The organism is Levilactobacillus sp. (assembly GCF_022646225.1).
GTDB lineage: Bacteria > Bacillota > Bacilli > Lactobacillales > Lactobacillaceae > Levilactobacillus > Levilactobacillus suantsaiihabitans.
This window is the reverse complement of sequence record NZ_JALCJA010000004.1, coordinates 342,976-357,272: the sequence shown is the minus strand read 5'-3', so window position 1 is coordinate 357,272 and position 14,297 is coordinate 342,976. Positions and strand designations below refer to the sequence as shown.

At 51.7% G+C, this 14,297-nt stretch carries 13 protein-coding genes; 1 reads left to right on the top strand and 12 read right to left on the bottom strand.

Annotated features, from left to right (window positions below; all coding sequences use genetic code 11):
• Window positions 1-352: 352 nt before the first annotated feature.
• From LKH74_RS08615 to LKH74_RS08585, 7 genes are all read right to left on the bottom strand, one after another.
• A complete protein-coding gene (locus tag LKH74_RS08615) occupies window positions 353-1,651 on the bottom strand; it encodes a pyrimidine-nucleoside phosphorylase (protein ID WP_135368152.1) in 1,299 nt (432 codons plus the stop codon).
• An 18-nt stretch (window positions 1,652-1,669) separates the two neighbouring features.
• Window positions 1,670-2,635 (bottom strand): sugar-binding transcriptional regulator, encoded by a 966-nt coding sequence (locus LKH74_RS08610; RefSeq protein ID WP_287708262.1) that lies wholly within the window; start codon window positions 2,633-2,635, stop codon window positions 1,670-1,672.
• A 335-nt stretch (window positions 2,636-2,970) separates the two neighbouring features.
• A complete protein-coding gene (deoD, locus tag LKH74_RS08605; protein ID WP_125574828.1) occupies window positions 2,971-3,678 on the bottom strand; it encodes a purine-nucleoside phosphorylase in 708 nt (235 codons plus the stop codon).
• A gap of 28 nt (window positions 3,679-3,706) precedes the next feature.
• A complete protein-coding gene (locus LKH74_RS08600) occupies window positions 3,707-4,894 on the bottom strand; it encodes a phosphopentomutase (protein WP_135368154.1) in 1,188 nt (395 codons plus the stop codon).
• 33 nt (window positions 4,895-4,927) lie between these two features.
• The gene (gene deoC / locus LKH74_RS08595; RefSeq protein WP_287708260.1) at window positions 4,928-5,617 is read right to left on the bottom strand and encodes a deoxyribose-phosphate aldolase; all 690 of its coding nucleotides are present in this window, start codon (window positions 5,615-5,617) and stop codon (window positions 4,928-4,930) included.
• A 301-nt stretch (window positions 5,618-5,918) separates the two neighbouring features.
• Window positions 5,919-6,779 (bottom strand): hypothetical protein, encoded by an 861-nt coding sequence (locus tag LKH74_RS08590; RefSeq protein ID WP_287708259.1) that lies wholly within the window; start codon window positions 6,777-6,779, stop codon window positions 5,919-5,921.
• 467 nt (window positions 6,780-7,246) lie between these two features.
• Window positions 7,247-7,498 (bottom strand): helix-turn-helix domain-containing protein, encoded by a 252-nt coding sequence (locus tag LKH74_RS08585; protein WP_135368157.1) that lies wholly within the window; start codon window positions 7,496-7,498, stop codon window positions 7,247-7,249.
• 184 nt (window positions 7,499-7,682) lie between these two features.
• Between LKH74_RS08585 and LKH74_RS08580 the strand changes: the two genes are divergently transcribed.
• Window positions 7,683-8,042, top strand: a complete 360-nt coding sequence (locus LKH74_RS08580; protein ID WP_135368158.1) for a helix-turn-helix domain-containing protein — start codon at window positions 7,683-7,685, stop codon at window positions 8,040-8,042.
• 87 nt (window positions 8,043-8,129) lie between these two features.
• On the opposite strand, the gene rlmD is transcribed toward LKH74_RS08580, so the two are convergent.
• The 5 genes from rlmD to gatC all read right to left on the bottom strand — a co-directional run bounded on the left by rlmD (window position 8,130) and on the right by gatC (window position 13,896).
• Complete coding sequence (rlmD, locus tag LKH74_RS08575; RefSeq protein ID WP_135368159.1) at window positions 8,130-9,497, bottom strand: 23S rRNA (uracil(1939)-C(5))-methyltransferase RlmD; 1,368 nt, start codon at window positions 9,495-9,497, stop codon at window positions 8,130-8,132.
• A gap of 85 nt (window positions 9,498-9,582) precedes the next feature.
• Window positions 9,583-10,599, bottom strand: coding sequence for a diacylglycerol kinase (locus LKH74_RS08570; protein ID WP_135368160.1), 1,017 nt, complete (start codon window positions 10,597-10,599; stop codon window positions 9,583-9,585).
• A 94-nt stretch (window positions 10,600-10,693) separates the two neighbouring features.
• On the bottom strand, window positions 10,694-12,115 hold the full coding sequence (gene gatB, locus LKH74_RS08565) for an Asp-tRNA(Asn)/Glu-tRNA(Gln) amidotransferase subunit GatB (RefSeq protein ID WP_287708258.1): 1,422 nt from the start codon (window positions 12,113-12,115) through the stop codon (window positions 10,694-10,696).
• Complete coding sequence (gatA, locus tag LKH74_RS08560) at window positions 12,115-13,584, bottom strand: Asp-tRNA(Asn)/Glu-tRNA(Gln) amidotransferase subunit GatA (RefSeq protein WP_287708257.1); 1,470 nt, start codon at window positions 13,582-13,584, stop codon at window positions 12,115-12,117. Before gatA ends, gatB begins: the two co-directional genes overlap by 1 nt.
• Window positions 13,585-13,896, bottom strand: a complete 312-nt coding sequence (gene gatC, locus LKH74_RS08555) for an Asp-tRNA(Asn)/Glu-tRNA(Gln) amidotransferase subunit GatC (RefSeq protein WP_125574838.1) — start codon at window positions 13,894-13,896, stop codon at window positions 13,585-13,587.
• Between the last annotated feature and the right edge of the window lie 401 nt (window positions 13,897-14,297).

Here is a 14,297-nt window from a genome sequence, read left to right as displayed (position 1 = left end):
ACTGGGCATTCTCCCGGTCGCGGCCACGACCGACTCGCTTCCAATCTCTAGTTAACCTAAAGTGTAAACAATATTGGCCCCCGTGTCACTGATATTTCACCAGTTTTTCAAAAAATATTTAGTGACTGTCTTATCCGTTTAAATCGGTCCGCCTACCGTTACGTGAAACTCTAGGTTGGAACGCTGTGGAAGGACGCCCCGAGCTGGAAGCGTCCGCCATGGCAGGCGGACCCCCTGACAGCCGCGGGCACAGTAACTGGCAAGGCGGTCAGTTATAACGATGGCCATACAAAAAGACCAGCCAGGCGCAAAACCCAGTTGGTCTTTTTTGGAGATGAAGCCAACGATTCGACTACCGAACCGTTTCGTGAATCAGCGTGATTGGTTCAGCTGAGTCACTGATTTCAATGTTATCGTAGAGCATCTGCTTGATGTCATCGACGTTTTCTCGGTTGCTGTAGATGGTCAATAAGGTGTCGCCGGCCTTGACTGCATCGCCGACCTTCTTGTTCATCATGATACCAACCGCGTAGTCCAGCTTGTCGTCAGCCTTTTGCCGGCCACCACCGAGTAACATCCCGGCGATACCCATTTCATCGGCTTCGACCTTGCTAACGACCCCGTCCGTCTTGGCTGGCAGTGGGATCTTGTATTTGGCTTGTGGCATGATTTCTGGATGATCAATGACGTTCCGGTCGCCGCCTTGAGCCGCAATCATGTCACCGAATTTCTTCAGTGCGGAACCGTCTTCGATGGTCTTTTCACACATTGCCCGGGCCGTCTTCAAATCGTCGGCCTTGCCGGACATGACGACCATGTGAGAACCTAAGGTCAAGACTAAGTCCGTGATGTCAGCGGGTGCTTGGCCCTTCAGTAAGTCGATAGATTCCTTGATTTCCAAGGCGTTCCCAATGGCATTCCCCAATGGTTGGTTCATGTCGGAAATGATGGCCATGCAGTTCATGCCGACCCCTTTACCGATCCCAACTAAGGCTTTGGCCAATTCACGGGAATCATCCAGCGTCTTCATGAAGGCGCCGGCCCCGGTCTTGACGTCGATCACTAAGGCGTCGGTCCCGGAAGCAATCTTCTTACTCATGATGGAGCTGGCAATCAATGGAATGGAGTCCACCGTGTCGGTCACGTCACGCAAGGCGTAGATCTTCTTGTCGGCGGGGGCAATGTTCCCGGTAGCGCCGACAATGGCTAAGCCTTCATTTTTAACTTGCTTCTTGAAGTCGTCTTCACTGATTTCAACTTGGTATCCTGGAATCGCTTCCAATTTATCCAAGGTGCCACCCGTGTGACCCAGCCCCCGGCCAGAGATCATCGGCACGGGAATGCCCAGTGCGGCCACGATTGGGGCCAACGGAATACTGGTCTTATCCCCGACACCACCGGTCGAGTGCTTGTCGACCTTAACGCCAGGAATGCTGGATAAGTCCAAATGGTCCCCGGACTTCATCATGGCCATGGTCAATTCAGACCGTTCGGCGTCCGTCATGTCGTTGAAGTACGTTGCCATTAAGAAGGCACTGGTTTGGTAATCTGGAATTTCACCGGAAACGACACCGTCAACGAAGGTTTGAATTTCTTCCTTGGTTAATTCGCCACCGTTACGTTTCTTATCAATAATGTCTACCATTCTCATGTTTCAGCCACTCCATTTCTAATTGGCCACCGCATTGGGTGACACTTTCAGTAGTTGTGCTGCTGCGTGTTGATCGATAATCAGACAATTCGGATAGCCGCCTAACAAGGCCGCCTTGACGGCTGGGACTTTCGCATCCCCCGCAGCCACCAGAATCGAGTGTTCCTTTTGCTTTAAGCTTGCCAAATTGATGCCGATGGTCCGCCCATTCAGCTGCGGGTCGACGATTTCACCATTTTCGTCAATGTACCGGGAGAAAATGTCCCCCACCGCATGGGCCTGCAGCGCGGCCTTTTCGGGTTCGCGCAAATACCCTAGCTGAAAGACTAACGCGTTATTACGGACGGTGCCGACCGAGTAAATGGCAATGTTGGCCTTTTCACCCAGCTCGAGGAGGTACTGAATGTGTCGTTCCTTCTCCACCAATTCCTTAGTTTGTTGGTGGTCGAAGATAACCGGCAACGGTAAGTACTGGGGCACGGCGTGAAAAGCGTTGGCAAAGGCGTCAATGCTTTCATAAGCGTACGTGTGCTCCGTGGAATAACTCACGCTCCCTTTGAGCTGAATCACCTCAACACCGGTTAACGTGTCCGGCGCCAAGTTAGACCCAATGGCATAAATGGTCTTCCCCCAACCGATCCCGATGACGTCGTGTTCCTGCACGATGTCTTCGAGGTAGCGGGCCGCGTACGACCCAACGGTATTCAACAATTCCGCGTTGGCGGTCAACTGAGTCGGGACCACGTGAACCTCAACGTGATAGGCCGCGGTCAACGCCTGTTCCAGCGTTTGCACGTCCTGCACGGGGTCCACAATCTGAATCCGCACCAATCCTTGTTCACGAGCAAATTGCAGGAGGCGGGAGACGGTCGGCCGCGAGATGCCCAGCTGTTGGGCAATCTGGCTTTGACTCTGGTCAGCTTGATAATACATTTTCGCAACGGTCAACCCTTGCGCTAATCGCTGTTCCGTCGTCTCTGTCATCCCGATTCCTCCTTGTAATTATTTTTTATTGCTTGCCGCCTGCGTCAGTCAGAGGTTCCACCTGCTATGGGGAACGCTTCCAGCCATAAGGCGGGCTTCCAGCTCGCTTTGAAGCCTGGCTTAACCCGCCAGTCTCCAAAGTCGTCCCACGCAGTAACCTGGCACAAAACGCCAGCTAACTGCGTCGACACAGCTGGCTCCACCTCTGACTGTCTCCGGCTAAGATTGCCACCCGTCTCAAGCAAATGACTTATCGGGCCGGAATCACAACGGCAAGCGTCAATCTGGTTCACTTTCAGAAAACGGGTGCGACTCGTGTCCGCACCCGCTAGTGGTTAACCTTTAACGGCTGTGTCTAACGCAACCTTGATCATGTCGTTGAAGGACTTTTCGCGTTCCTCAGGTGTCGTGGATTCACCGGTAATCAAGTGGTTACTGATGGTCAAGACGGATAAGGCGCGAACATGGTACTTCGCTGCCAACATGAAGAGGGCTGTGGATTCCATTTCAGTGGCAATCACACCGTAATCAACCAGCTTTTGCCGGTCCATTTCGTCGTTGTAGAACCGGTCTTCGGCCAAGACGTTGCCGACCCGAACCGGAATGTTCAGGTCTTGGGCTACGTGGTAAGCCGTGTCCAGCAAGCCAAAGTCACTAATTGGCGCGTAGTAGATGCCTGGGCCAAAGGTGTTTTGGATGATGGAAGAATCGGTCGTGGCCGCTTGGGCCAACACCACGTCACGCACGTGTACATCGGGGCTCATCCCACCGGACGTCCCCACCCGGAATAAGGTCTTTGCACCGTAGTCTCTGATCAGTTCGTTAGCGTAAATGGAAATTGAAGGAATCCCCATCCCCGTCCCTTGAACGGAAATGCGCTTGCCCTTGTAAGTCCCGGTATAACCGAAGCAATTCCGGACCTTGTTGTAGCAAACTGGGTTTTCTAAGAAGGTTTCAGCAATGTACTTTGCCCGTAATGGGTCACCTGGCATCAAAACAGTATCAGCAATGTCGCCCTTTTTCGCTTCAATATGGTTACTCATGATTAGTTCCTCCTAAAATGGTTGTTCACTATTTCAAGTCTGCTAAGAAACTGTGGCCTTCATCGTTGCCAGCCACGCCAAAGTTGTCGAGCACAGTTGCCCCAAAGTCAGCAAATGGTGACCGTACGCCTAAGCTCCCACCTTGCTTGAAGCTTGGTGAGTAGACCAGCAAAGGCACTTGTTCACGGGTGTGATCGGAACCCTTGAAGGTTGGGTCGTTCCCGTGATCGGCGGTGATCATCAACAGGTCATCGTCATGCATGTTGTCTAAGACCGTGCCCAGGCGTTTGTCGAAGTCCATCAGAGCTTGACCGAAGCCTTCGGGGTTGCGGCGGTGACCGTACATGGCATCAAAGTCGACCAGGTTGATGAAGCAAAAGCCGGTAAAGTCTTCGGCCATGACGTGATCGACGTGATCCATCCCGTCCATGTTGCTTTCATTGTGGTAGCCTTCGTCAATCCCGTGACCGGAGAAGATGTCGTTGGTCTTCCCAACTGCGACCACGTGCACACCTGCCTTTTGCAGGCGATCCAAGTCGGTCTCACCGGTTGGTTCCAACGTGAAGTCCCGCCGGTTAGCGGTCCGAGTAAAGTGTTGTGCGTCTGGTCCCACGTAAGGCCGAGCAATGATCCGCCCGACTAAGTATTCAGGGCCGTTGACCAAGGAGCGGGCGTACTCACAGATCTTGTAGAGCTCGTCCAACGGAATCACGTCTTCATGGGCCGCAATTTGTAAGACGGAGTCCCCAGAGGTGTAGACGATCAAGTCGCCCTTGGCCATCTGTTGTTCCCCTAATTCGGCAATGATCTTGGTCCCGGATTCTGGCCGGTTCCCAATCACTTTACGACCAGAGAACTTTTCCAACTTGTCGATGATGTCGGCTGGGAAGCCATTCGGGAACGTGCTCAAGGCCTTGCGTACTGGCAGGCCCATCATTTCCCAGTGACCGTCCATGGAATCCTTACCGGCGGAGATTTCACGCATCTTACCGTAGTAAGCGTGCGGGTCGTCAGCGACTGGCACACCCTCGATTGGCGTGTCGCGCAGGTTGGACAACCCAATCTTCGCCAAGTTCGGCAAAGCCAGTTTGCCAGCGAAGTGTTGGCCGACGTGGCCCAAGGTATCTGAGCCTTCATCGTCGTACTTCGCAGCATCGGGAGCGGCACCCGTTCCGACTGAATCCATGACTAATCCAAAAATACGTTTGAACTTCATACCTATATACCCGCTTTCACAAAAGATTTAATTCTAGTAACCGGCCTTGTCGCCCGCATCGGCCCCGGTCAAAATGGCAACCGTGGCACTGACACCCAAACGGCTGGCACCGGCATCGATCATTTCTAAGGCTTCGTCCCAGCTGTGAACCCCACCGGAAGCCTTGACGCCTAAGCGGTCGCCAACGGTCTCACGCATCAACTTCACGTCTTCGACCTTGGCACCGGCAGTGGAGAACCCAGTGGAAGTCTTGACGAAGTCGGCGCCGGCCTTTTCACTCAACTGGCAACCCAAGACGATTTCGTCCTTGGTCAACAGGCAGGTTTCCAAGATAACCTTCAAGAGCTTGCCCTTGGCGTGAACGGCATCTGCCAAAGCCTTGATGTCGGCTTCAACGACATCGTTGTTACCAGACTTCAATTCACCGACGTTGATGACCATGTCGATTTCTTCGGCACCGTCGTCGATGGCCTTGTTGGCTTCGAAGACTTCGCTATCCGTGGCCATTGCCCCTAGTGGGAAGCCGACAACGGCGATTGGGTTGACGTCGCTATCCTTTAATTGTTCCGCAACGAAAGGAATCCAGTAAGAGTTTACGCAGACGGAAGCCGTGTCAAATTGCTTGGCTTCGTCGCAGGTTTGTTTAATGCTGGCCTCAGTGGCATCAGCTTTTAAGTTCGTGTGATCAATGTATTTTGCTACTTGTGCTTTGGTTAATGTCATAATATGAAACCCCTTTCATTTATCACCAATAGCATACCGGATAGCTGCACATTTGTAAACCCCTCGATTGAACCGCTGTTCAAAATCATGCACGTTCGTTCAATTGGTGGACGAAAAAATTTCACTTGTTGGGTTAATCGTTTTACTTAATCGAAGCCCGTCGTGATAGCGTTTTCAAAAATACTTGTGAAATTACCTAGTTCACGGGGACGACGTTAAAGGGCCTCATTTTCCTGGCAAAAAAAATTTTAAAAAAATCGACCGGACGTACTGATCCGGTCGATTGCGGTTTAAATTTCAGTTAATCGGGCATCTGGTCACGAATGGCCTGGCCGTCTTCAGTATTGGTCGGGCAGAACAGCGCGTGCTTGTCACTGACATAATACGTATCCCACTTATCCGCAATGGCTTGATAGGTGGCCGAGGTAAACTCATCCTTCATCATCCGCACTTGTAACGGCGCAGCAAACATATTCTGGGTCACGTAGGGAAAACCGTCTTCGTCATAAGGCACGTTGTCCACGTGATAAAACGTCAGCCCCTGCACCTCACCTTTGAGGTCCGGCAAACTGAGCCATTCTTGCCATGAGATGTGCTTGTTGGTCTTGATGTAGAATTTCGTACTGGTTGACGTCGTCGATGAGGCTGTGTTCGATTGGTTAGACTGGTTCTTCTTGCCCGTTGTTGCGGGTGACGTGGTCTTGGTACTGGTCGTCTTGGTACCGGTTGTCTTGGTACCGGTGGCTGTTGACTTTTGCGTTACTTGTCTTTGCTTTGCAGTGCTTGCAGAACGCTTCTTGACTTTTTTCGACCGACTGAAGACGACGTACTTCTCATTTACCCAGGCCCCCTTCCCCTTATATGTCACGTAAACAAATTCATACTTATAGTGGCTTAATGACATGGCTTTAACCTGATGAACTTGCTTGTTTTTCATAGTTCCTAGGCGATACGCCCGCTTCAACCGATAACGGTTATGCTTCACCTTATGTAGTGTATAGGCATAGTGCTTGTAACCAGACTTGCGAAACTTAAATGTACTCCGCGCGCGTGCGTGCATCCAGTTCAGTCGGTAACTCTTAGCGGCCTGTGCCGGCTGCGTCATCAATCCCCCACTCATTAAGCCACCTAAAACTAACAATCCAACAATTCTTTTCTTCATCCAATCCATCCCCTAGCGGCTTCTAACGCGGCCAATTTGCGTGTCGGACGCATTCATCTTCAAGCAATGCGCCACCGACACAACTTCTTCAGTCTACTCACGGTAGGATTCGTTGTCAACAATCGCTCGCCTAAAAAGTTCAGGGGCCCAATCCTATACCCAACTGTCGTGCGAACCGCCTCATTGCATTTACCTTGACCCTACCCAATGAAGCTGGTAAGCTACCAGGCAATAATAGATTTGCCATCAATCTACTAACGACTCATATCTTTTCAACTTACGACCTTTTTACATCGACACCACTATTTTGCAAGGCGGTTAGTCAAGTTAGTAACCTTACTACTGAACCATCACCCACCGAGAAAGTTCATGGGCGCAAAAAAATCGCCAGGGAAATTCCCTCGCGACGTTAGCAGCCCAATTCCACTAAGGAATTAGCTATGACTCCTCCCAATGGTTCAAGCGATCTACAGCTTACCCTTAGCCGCACGCTGCCGTAAAGCGTGGATAAAATCACTCTTTTTACCAAAAAAGAGACAGTTCTGTGGCACCTGATAGAGCGCCGATAAACGCTCAATCGTTTGAATTCCAAGGTTCGAACTGTCCCGTTCCCAAGCAGCCAGCGTTTGGTAATGGATACCTAAGCAAGCCGCGGCTTCCTTTTGCGAGTACCCGGCATTGTGCCGAGCGGCTTCCAGTGTCATTTGCACCTTATCCATCACGGACTCCTCCTTACAAACACTTTCACATCTTAAACGAGTTTATTCGTTTTGTCAATTGCTGATTAATAATTAGGGGTGTTTTTTAAGTTTTTTTCTCATAAGTTTGCTTGTATTCTTGCAATTCGTTATAATGACGATATCAAAGGTTATTTTACTAAAACTATCTAAAGGAGTGAACGTCGTGCCCCGCCATGAATTATCGCCTTTTGAAAAGAACATCCGTCGAGTCATCGCGCAGAACTTAAAGGCAGCCAGTCGCGACATCACACAAGCTGAGCTAGCGGGGAAAACCGGCATTCCCACGTCGACTTTATCCGGCTACTTCGCCCAACGTTCCACCCCCAGCCCCGCGAACGTCGAAAAACTCGCGACTGCCCTTGGCATACATAAATCCGCTATCGACCCCCGGTTTGACGAAGACCTGCTCGATAACAATATTCATTTCGAAGCCATCTATGCCCAGCTTTCGCCCGACCGTCAGCGTGCCGTTCTGACCTATGCGCAACAACAGTTACAGGCACAATTGTCTGGTCTGAAATGATGCATCTGCAAAAAAACAGCCCTGCCACCGATTTTGGTTCGCAGAGCTGTTTTTTATTTTTTTTATTTTGGAATTTCACCTAAATCTTTACTTCTTTACCAGTACCGTCACAGATTCCACATGCGGCGTCTGTGGGAACTGGTCAACGGGTTGAATCGGGCCGTCGATGGCGTAGCCGAGTTCTTGGAACCGGGCCACGTCACGCACCAGCGTTGCTGGGTTACAGCTGACGTAGACGACCTTCTTCGGCCCCATCTTGGCGGTGGAGTCGATCAGGCTTTCGGCCAGGCCCTTGCGTGGTGGGTCCACCACCACGACGTCGGGCTTGATGCCGGCTTCTTGCCACTTGGCCATTTGGTCTTCGGCCTTGTCCACGGCGAATTCAACGTTGGCTAAATGGTTCTTTTGCGCGTTGACCTTGGCGTCTTCAATGGCTTCGGGCACAATATCGACCCCGTAAACGCGCTTGGCGTGCTTGGCTAAGGCCAGAGAGATCGTCCCGATCCCACAGTAGGCATCAATCACGGTCTCTTGACCGGTCAGGCCGGCCTTGTCGATGGCCATTTGGTACAGCTTTTCGGTCTGTTGCGGGTTGACCTGATAGAAGGACCGTGCCGAAATGGCAAAGGTCAGCCCCATCAGGGTGTCTTCAATCGTAGGCTTGCCATACAACGTCCGGGTCACGTTGCCCATGATGACGTTGGTCTTCTTCGCATTGACGTTTAAGACGATGCTCGTGACCTCTGGCAGGGCCTTGTGGATCTGGTCGACCAATTGGTCCTGACTTGGCAACTTCTGCTGACGGCTGATTAAAACGACCATCATTTCGTGGCTATAATACCCGCGTCGAACCATGATGTTGCGGATAACACCCTTGTCACTGATTTCGTTGTAAGCTGGAATTTCAAATTGGCGCAGTAAGTCGCGGACCTTGACGATGGCGTCATCGATGGCGGGATCTTGAATGTAGAAGTCCGTCAAAGGAATCAATTCGTGACTGTGTTGGCGGTAAAAACCGGTCTCCAACTTACCCTTGATCATCCGCACAGGCACCTGAGCCTTGTTACGGTATTGCGTCGGGTTGGCCATCCCCAAGGTTGGGGCGACGTCAACGTCTTGGTGCGCCTTACTGAACAGCTCTTCAATCTGGTGTTGCTTAAATTTCAATTGGGCCGGGTACGCCAGGTGTTGTAAGGGCGCAATTCCCGTTTGCCGGTAGGTCTTGTCCACGTCCTTGACCCGGTCGGGCGATTCGCTTTGCCAAGCAATGGCGCGGGCAAAGCCGTAGTGGCTCTGAACCTTGGTCACTTGGATGGTGATGTCTTCACCTGGCAAGGCATTTTCGATGAACAACGGGAAGTCGTCCACCTTGGCCACGCCCATCCCCTGATACGTCAGGTCGGTGATGGTCACGTCTAGCCGTTCGTTTTTACTGACTGGTGCTTTTGTTTTCATAATAACCTCAATTTCCTTAATCAGAAAGGGACTTTGCTGCTCATTCGTCGCGCAAAATCCCTTTCAGTAACTATCTATAAGCCGTTTAGTCTTCGGACGGTTCGTCCGCGTCCTCCGGTAAACTTTCCACTTGCTTCACGAAGTTTTGCTCCGCGGCCAGCAGTTCTGGCGATTCGCTGGTGACGGCCGCATCCGGAATATCATCCAGATTGGCGTACATCTCAATGTGTTGCCGCAGGTTGCGGAACTTCATTGGTGCATCCCCACCGTACTCGCCGTCCAGGTTGATCATCATGCGATCTTCCACCGGCCGGGCGACCACCTTGCTGGTCTTTTCGTAAATGATGTGGGGGTCGTTGATGTGCTTGCCCCCGTTCAAGACCAGGCCCATCAGCCGCAAGATTTCCGGCATGCTGGCGGTCTTGACGATGATCATGGTGAACTTGCCGTCATCTAACGCCGCATCGGGAACAATCTGTTCAAAGCCCCCGATGGAGTTGGTCAGCGCCAACAAGAACATCGACGCCTTCCCCCGGAAATGCCCACCGTCGTAGGTCAGGTCCATGTCGATTGGCTTAATGCGGGGCAACAGTTCAGCGCCCTTCATCAGGTAAGCCAAGTAACCAAAAATGGATTTCAAGTTAGACGGCACGTCATAAGTCAGTTCCGTCAACAGGCCTCCACCCGCAATATTGATAAAGTAGGTATCGCCGGCTTGACCAATATCCATCTTAATCGTCTGGTCCTTTAACACGACCTTGGCCGCCGCCAGCGGGTCTTCGCGCGGAATGTGCAAGGCCCGGGCATAGTCATTCGTGGTACCGGCAGGAATAATGGCCATCTTGGGACGGTGAGGCAAGCCAGCGATCCCGTTGACGACTTGGTTAATGGTCCCGTCGCCTCCGGCCGCCACGACCAACTCAAAGCCGGCCTTGGCCGCCCGAGTCGCTTCGTCGCGAGCTGAATTTGGTGCCGCAGTGGTCGCAAAGGCACTGGTCTCGTACCCCGCTTGCTCGAACACTGCTAAAATATCGATTAGGTCTTTCTTCAACGCCTCGCGTCCTGAAGTCGGATTGTAAATGACCCGTGCCCGTTTACGCATGCTGTGCCTCCAATAGTGCCTAGAAATTACCAGACACCCTTTTCTCTTTAAATCGCCGTTAACACGTGTCCCTCAGTGGCCACGTCTCACGTCTTTATTGTTGTAATGCCTTCATTAACAACTGGTTCACCACTTGTGGGTTGGCTTGACCGTGCGTTTGCTTCATGATCTGGCCCACTAAGAAGCCCACAGCCCGTTTCTTCCCGTTGTTAAAGTCTTCGATGGATTGCGGGTTAGCCGACAAGACATCGTCAATGATTGGTTGTAACTTCGCTGGATCTGACAGTTGAACCAACCCATGTGCTTCCACGTAGGCCTTTGGTTCTTCGCCATTGGTGATGGCCTTGAAGACCTTCTTGGCCATCTTGCTAGAAATGGTGCCGTCAGAAATCAAGTTGATCATCCCGGCCAAGTTGGCTGGTGTCAGCTTGGTAGCCTGTAAGTCCACTTGCTTTTCGTTCAGGTAGGCGTTCACGTCCCCTTGCAGGTAGTTGGCCGCCATCTTCGGATCCGCCTTTAAAGCCACCGTAGCGTCAAAGAAGTCAGACATTTCCTTGGTTTGGGTGATGACCATGGCATCGTAATCCGTTAAGCCCAGTTCGTTGACGTAACGTTCACGCCGCTTCCCAGGCATTTCTGGCATGGCGTCACCCAATTCCTTGATCCAGTCATCGCTGATGTTCAAGGCAGGTAAATCTGGTTCTGGGAAGTACCGGTAGTCGTCTGAGCCGGCCTTGACCCGCATCAGAATCGTCTCGCCAGTCTTTTCGTCAAAACGGCGGGTTTCTTGTTGTACGGAACCGCCGGACATCAAGACTTGTTGTTGACGCTTTTCTTCGTATTCCAACCCGCGTTGCACGTAGTTGAACGAGTTCAAGTTCTTCAACTCAGTCTTGGTCCCAAACTTCTTTTGCCCGACCGGCCGCACGGAAATGTTGACGTCGACCCGCATCGACCCTTCTTCCATCTTCACGTCAGAGATCCCGGTAAATTGAATCCGTTGGCGCAAGGCTTCCAAATAGGCGTAGGCTTCGGCTGGTGAAGCGATGTCTGGCTTCGACACGATTTCGATTAATGGCGTGCCTTGCCGGTTCAAATCAACGTAGGAATAGTCCCGTTCGTGGGTGTTCTTCCCGGCATCTTCTTCGATGTGCATTTCGGCGATCCCGATTTTCTTCTTCACGCCGTCAACGTCGACTTCGACCCAACCATCATGACCGATTGGCTTGTCAGATTGCGTGATCTGGTAAGCCTTCGGGTTATCTGGGTAGAAGTAGTTCTTCCGGTCAAAATGGGTGTGTTGTTCCACCGTGGCGTGCAGTGCCAAAGCGGCGATGATCCCATCGGCAACTACGCCCTTGTTGGTGGTTGGCAGTACCCCAGGATACCCCCAGTCAATGACGTTGGTATTGGCGTTAGGGTCGGCACCATAGGCAACTGGTGACGGGCTAAAGATCTTTGAATTTGTCTTTAACTCAATGTGGACTTCTAGTCCAATCGTGGTTTCAAAGTTCATTAGTTTTGACCTCCTAACGTGGGTACTTGTAAATGAAAGTCGGTGTTTTGTTCAAAGGCGTAACCCGCTTTGTACAGCGTGCTTTCGTCAAATGGCCGACCGATTAATTGCATCCCGACTGGCAAGTTGTTGCTGAAGCCAGCTGGTAAGGACAGCCCTGGCAATCCCGCTAAGTTGACCGGAATTGTCAAGACATCGTTCATATACATGGTGATAGGATCCTTGATCTCGTCGCCAATGCCAAATGCCGGCGTTGGTGCCACGGGACCCATGATGAAATCGTGGTCCTTCAAGACATCTTTAAAGTCGTTGATAATGACCGTCCGGACCTTGGCTGCCTTCAAGAAGTAGGCATCGTAGAACCCAGCGGACAAGGAGAACGTCCCCAACATGATCCGGCGTTTTACTTCTTCGCCAAATCCTTCGGAACGAGACTTCACGTAGACGTCTTCCAGGTTCTTCACGTCTTTTGCCCGGTAACCGTAACGGATCCCGTCAAAGCGTTGTAAGTTGGAAGAGGCTTCGGATGAGGCAATGATGTAGTAAGCGGCCACGCCATACTTGTTGTGTGGCAGGGAAACTTCGTCCACCGTGGCCCCTAACTTGCGGTACGTGTCGGCAGCGGCCAAAATGGCAGCCTTCACGTCTTCGTTGACCCCTTCGGCCAAGAATTCCTTAGGCAAACCAATGCGCATGCCCTTGACACTCGTGGCGTCATTTAAGTCCGCCGCAAAGTCAGGAACGGCCTGCGTCGAGCTGGTCAAATCGTGATCATCATGACCGGCGATAGCACTCAAGACCGTCGCGTTATCCTTCACGCTGCGCGTCATTGGGCCAATTTGGTCCAAACTAGAGCCAAAGGCAATCAGACCCCACCGAGAGACCCGACCATACGTGGGCTTGATCCCCACGATGCCGTTAAAGGCTGCTGGTTGCCGAATCGAGCCACCGGTATCGGACCCTAAGGCAACGGGCACTTGACCAGAGGCTACGGCTGCGGCGGAACCACCTGAGGACCCACCGGGAACCTTGGTTTGGTCCCAAGCGTTCTTCGTGGTCTTAAAGGCTGAATTTTCGGTCGACCCACCCATGGCAAATTCATCCAGGTTGGTCTTGCCGACCGTAATCATTTGCGCGTTGGCTAACTTTTCCGTCACCGTGGCGTCGTAGACTGGCTTGAAGTTTTCCAAAATCTTGGAAGCGGCCGTGGTCGTTAAGCCCTTGGTCACAATGTTATCCTTCAACCCCACTGGAATCCCCGCCAATGGTTGATCGGCGTTGATCCCTTGTTGATCAATTTCCGCGGCTTGGTTTAAGGCCGCTTCTTCGTTTAAGTTTAAGAAAGCATCGATTTGAGGATCGGTTGCTTTAATGTTATCGAAAGTCGCCTGCGTTAATTCCTTGGCGCTAATTTTCTTAGCGACCAGGTCAGCATGAAGACCAGCGAGATCTTTGTCAAAATAGTTCATTTAGTCGTTATCCTCGCTTTCATCGATGATGGCAGGTACCTTAATAAAGCCACGAGCGGCATCTGGCGCGTTGTGCAACAGCGCTGAGCTCTGCCCCCAGTTATCGGCGACGTCCTCACGCATCACGTTGAGTTGGTCGGAAACGTTGCTGGTGACGTCAACACCATCGGTATCCACTTCACTCAGTGATTCAAACATACCGATAATGTCGTCCAATTGGGGCGTAAAGGCGTCCAATTCGGCATCCGTAAATTCAAGCTTTGCCAGGCCGGCAACGTGTTGAACTTGTTCTCGATTAATTCGATTAGCCATCAATTATCCCTCTTTCTAATTTATCCGCAATTCACCGTTTATTCCAGACTTCGCCAAGAATAAACATACATTGCCATTCTACCATATATCTGCGGTCCGCCAAAGATTATGCGTTAATTTTCTTCAACGGTTCTTGCGACAGTGACGCTCGGCCACACGGATTGTGCTGATCGCCTTACCGTTCGCTAGAAATGAGTTGGAACGCTGAGGGCGGCGCATCTCCTCAGTCCGCCTGCCGTTGCGCGAAATCTAGGTTAGAACGCTGGGGGAGGACGACCCGAGCCAAACCCCGGTCTCGGGCCTTGCTTTGAGCCAGAAGACCCCTGTCTCAAAGTCACCAATTTGCCAGCAAAACCCACTGGCAAATTCCCCGGCTGAACCTAGATTTCGTTCCACTCTCG

Coding starts and splice junctions, on each gene's coding strand:
- LKH74_RS08615 (WP_135368152.1), bottom strand. CDS start 1,651: ATGAGAATGGTAGACATTATTGATAAGAAACGTAACGGTGGCGAATTA.
- LKH74_RS08610 (WP_287708262.1), bottom strand. CDS start 2,635: ATGACAGAGACGACGGAACAGCGATTAGCGCAAGGGTTGACCGTTGCG.
- deoD (WP_125574828.1), bottom strand. CDS start 3,678: ATGAGTAACCATATTGAAGCGAAAAAGGGCGACATTGCTGATACTGTT.
- LKH74_RS08600 (WP_135368154.1), bottom strand. CDS start 4,894: ATGAAGTTCAAACGTATTTTTGGATTAGTCATGGATTCAGTCGGAACG.
- deoC (WP_287708260.1), bottom strand. CDS start 5,617: ATGACATTAACCAAAGCACAAGTAGCAAAATACATTGATCACACGAAC.
- LKH74_RS08590 (WP_287708259.1), bottom strand. CDS start 6,779: ATGAAGAAAAGAATTGTTGGATTGTTAGTTTTAGGTGGCTTAATGAGT.
- LKH74_RS08585 (WP_135368157.1), bottom strand. CDS start 7,498: ATGGATAAGGTGCAAATGACACTGGAAGCCGCTCGGCACAATGCCGGG.
- rlmD (WP_135368159.1), bottom strand. CDS start 9,497: ATGAAAACAAAAGCACCAGTCAGTAAAAACGAACGGCTAGACGTGACC.
- LKH74_RS08570 (WP_135368160.1), bottom strand. CDS start 10,599: ATGCGTAAACGGGCACGGGTCATTTACAATCCGACTTCAGGACGCGAG.
- gatB (WP_287708258.1), bottom strand. CDS start 12,115: ATGAACTTTGAAACCACGATTGGACTAGAAGTCCACATTGAGTTAAAG.
- gatA (WP_287708257.1), bottom strand. CDS start 13,584: ATGAACTATTTTGACAAAGATCTCGCTGGTCTTCATGCTGACCTGGTC.
- gatC (WP_125574838.1), bottom strand. CDS start 13,896: ATGGCTAATCGAATTAATCGAGAACAAGTTCAACACGTTGCCGGCCTG.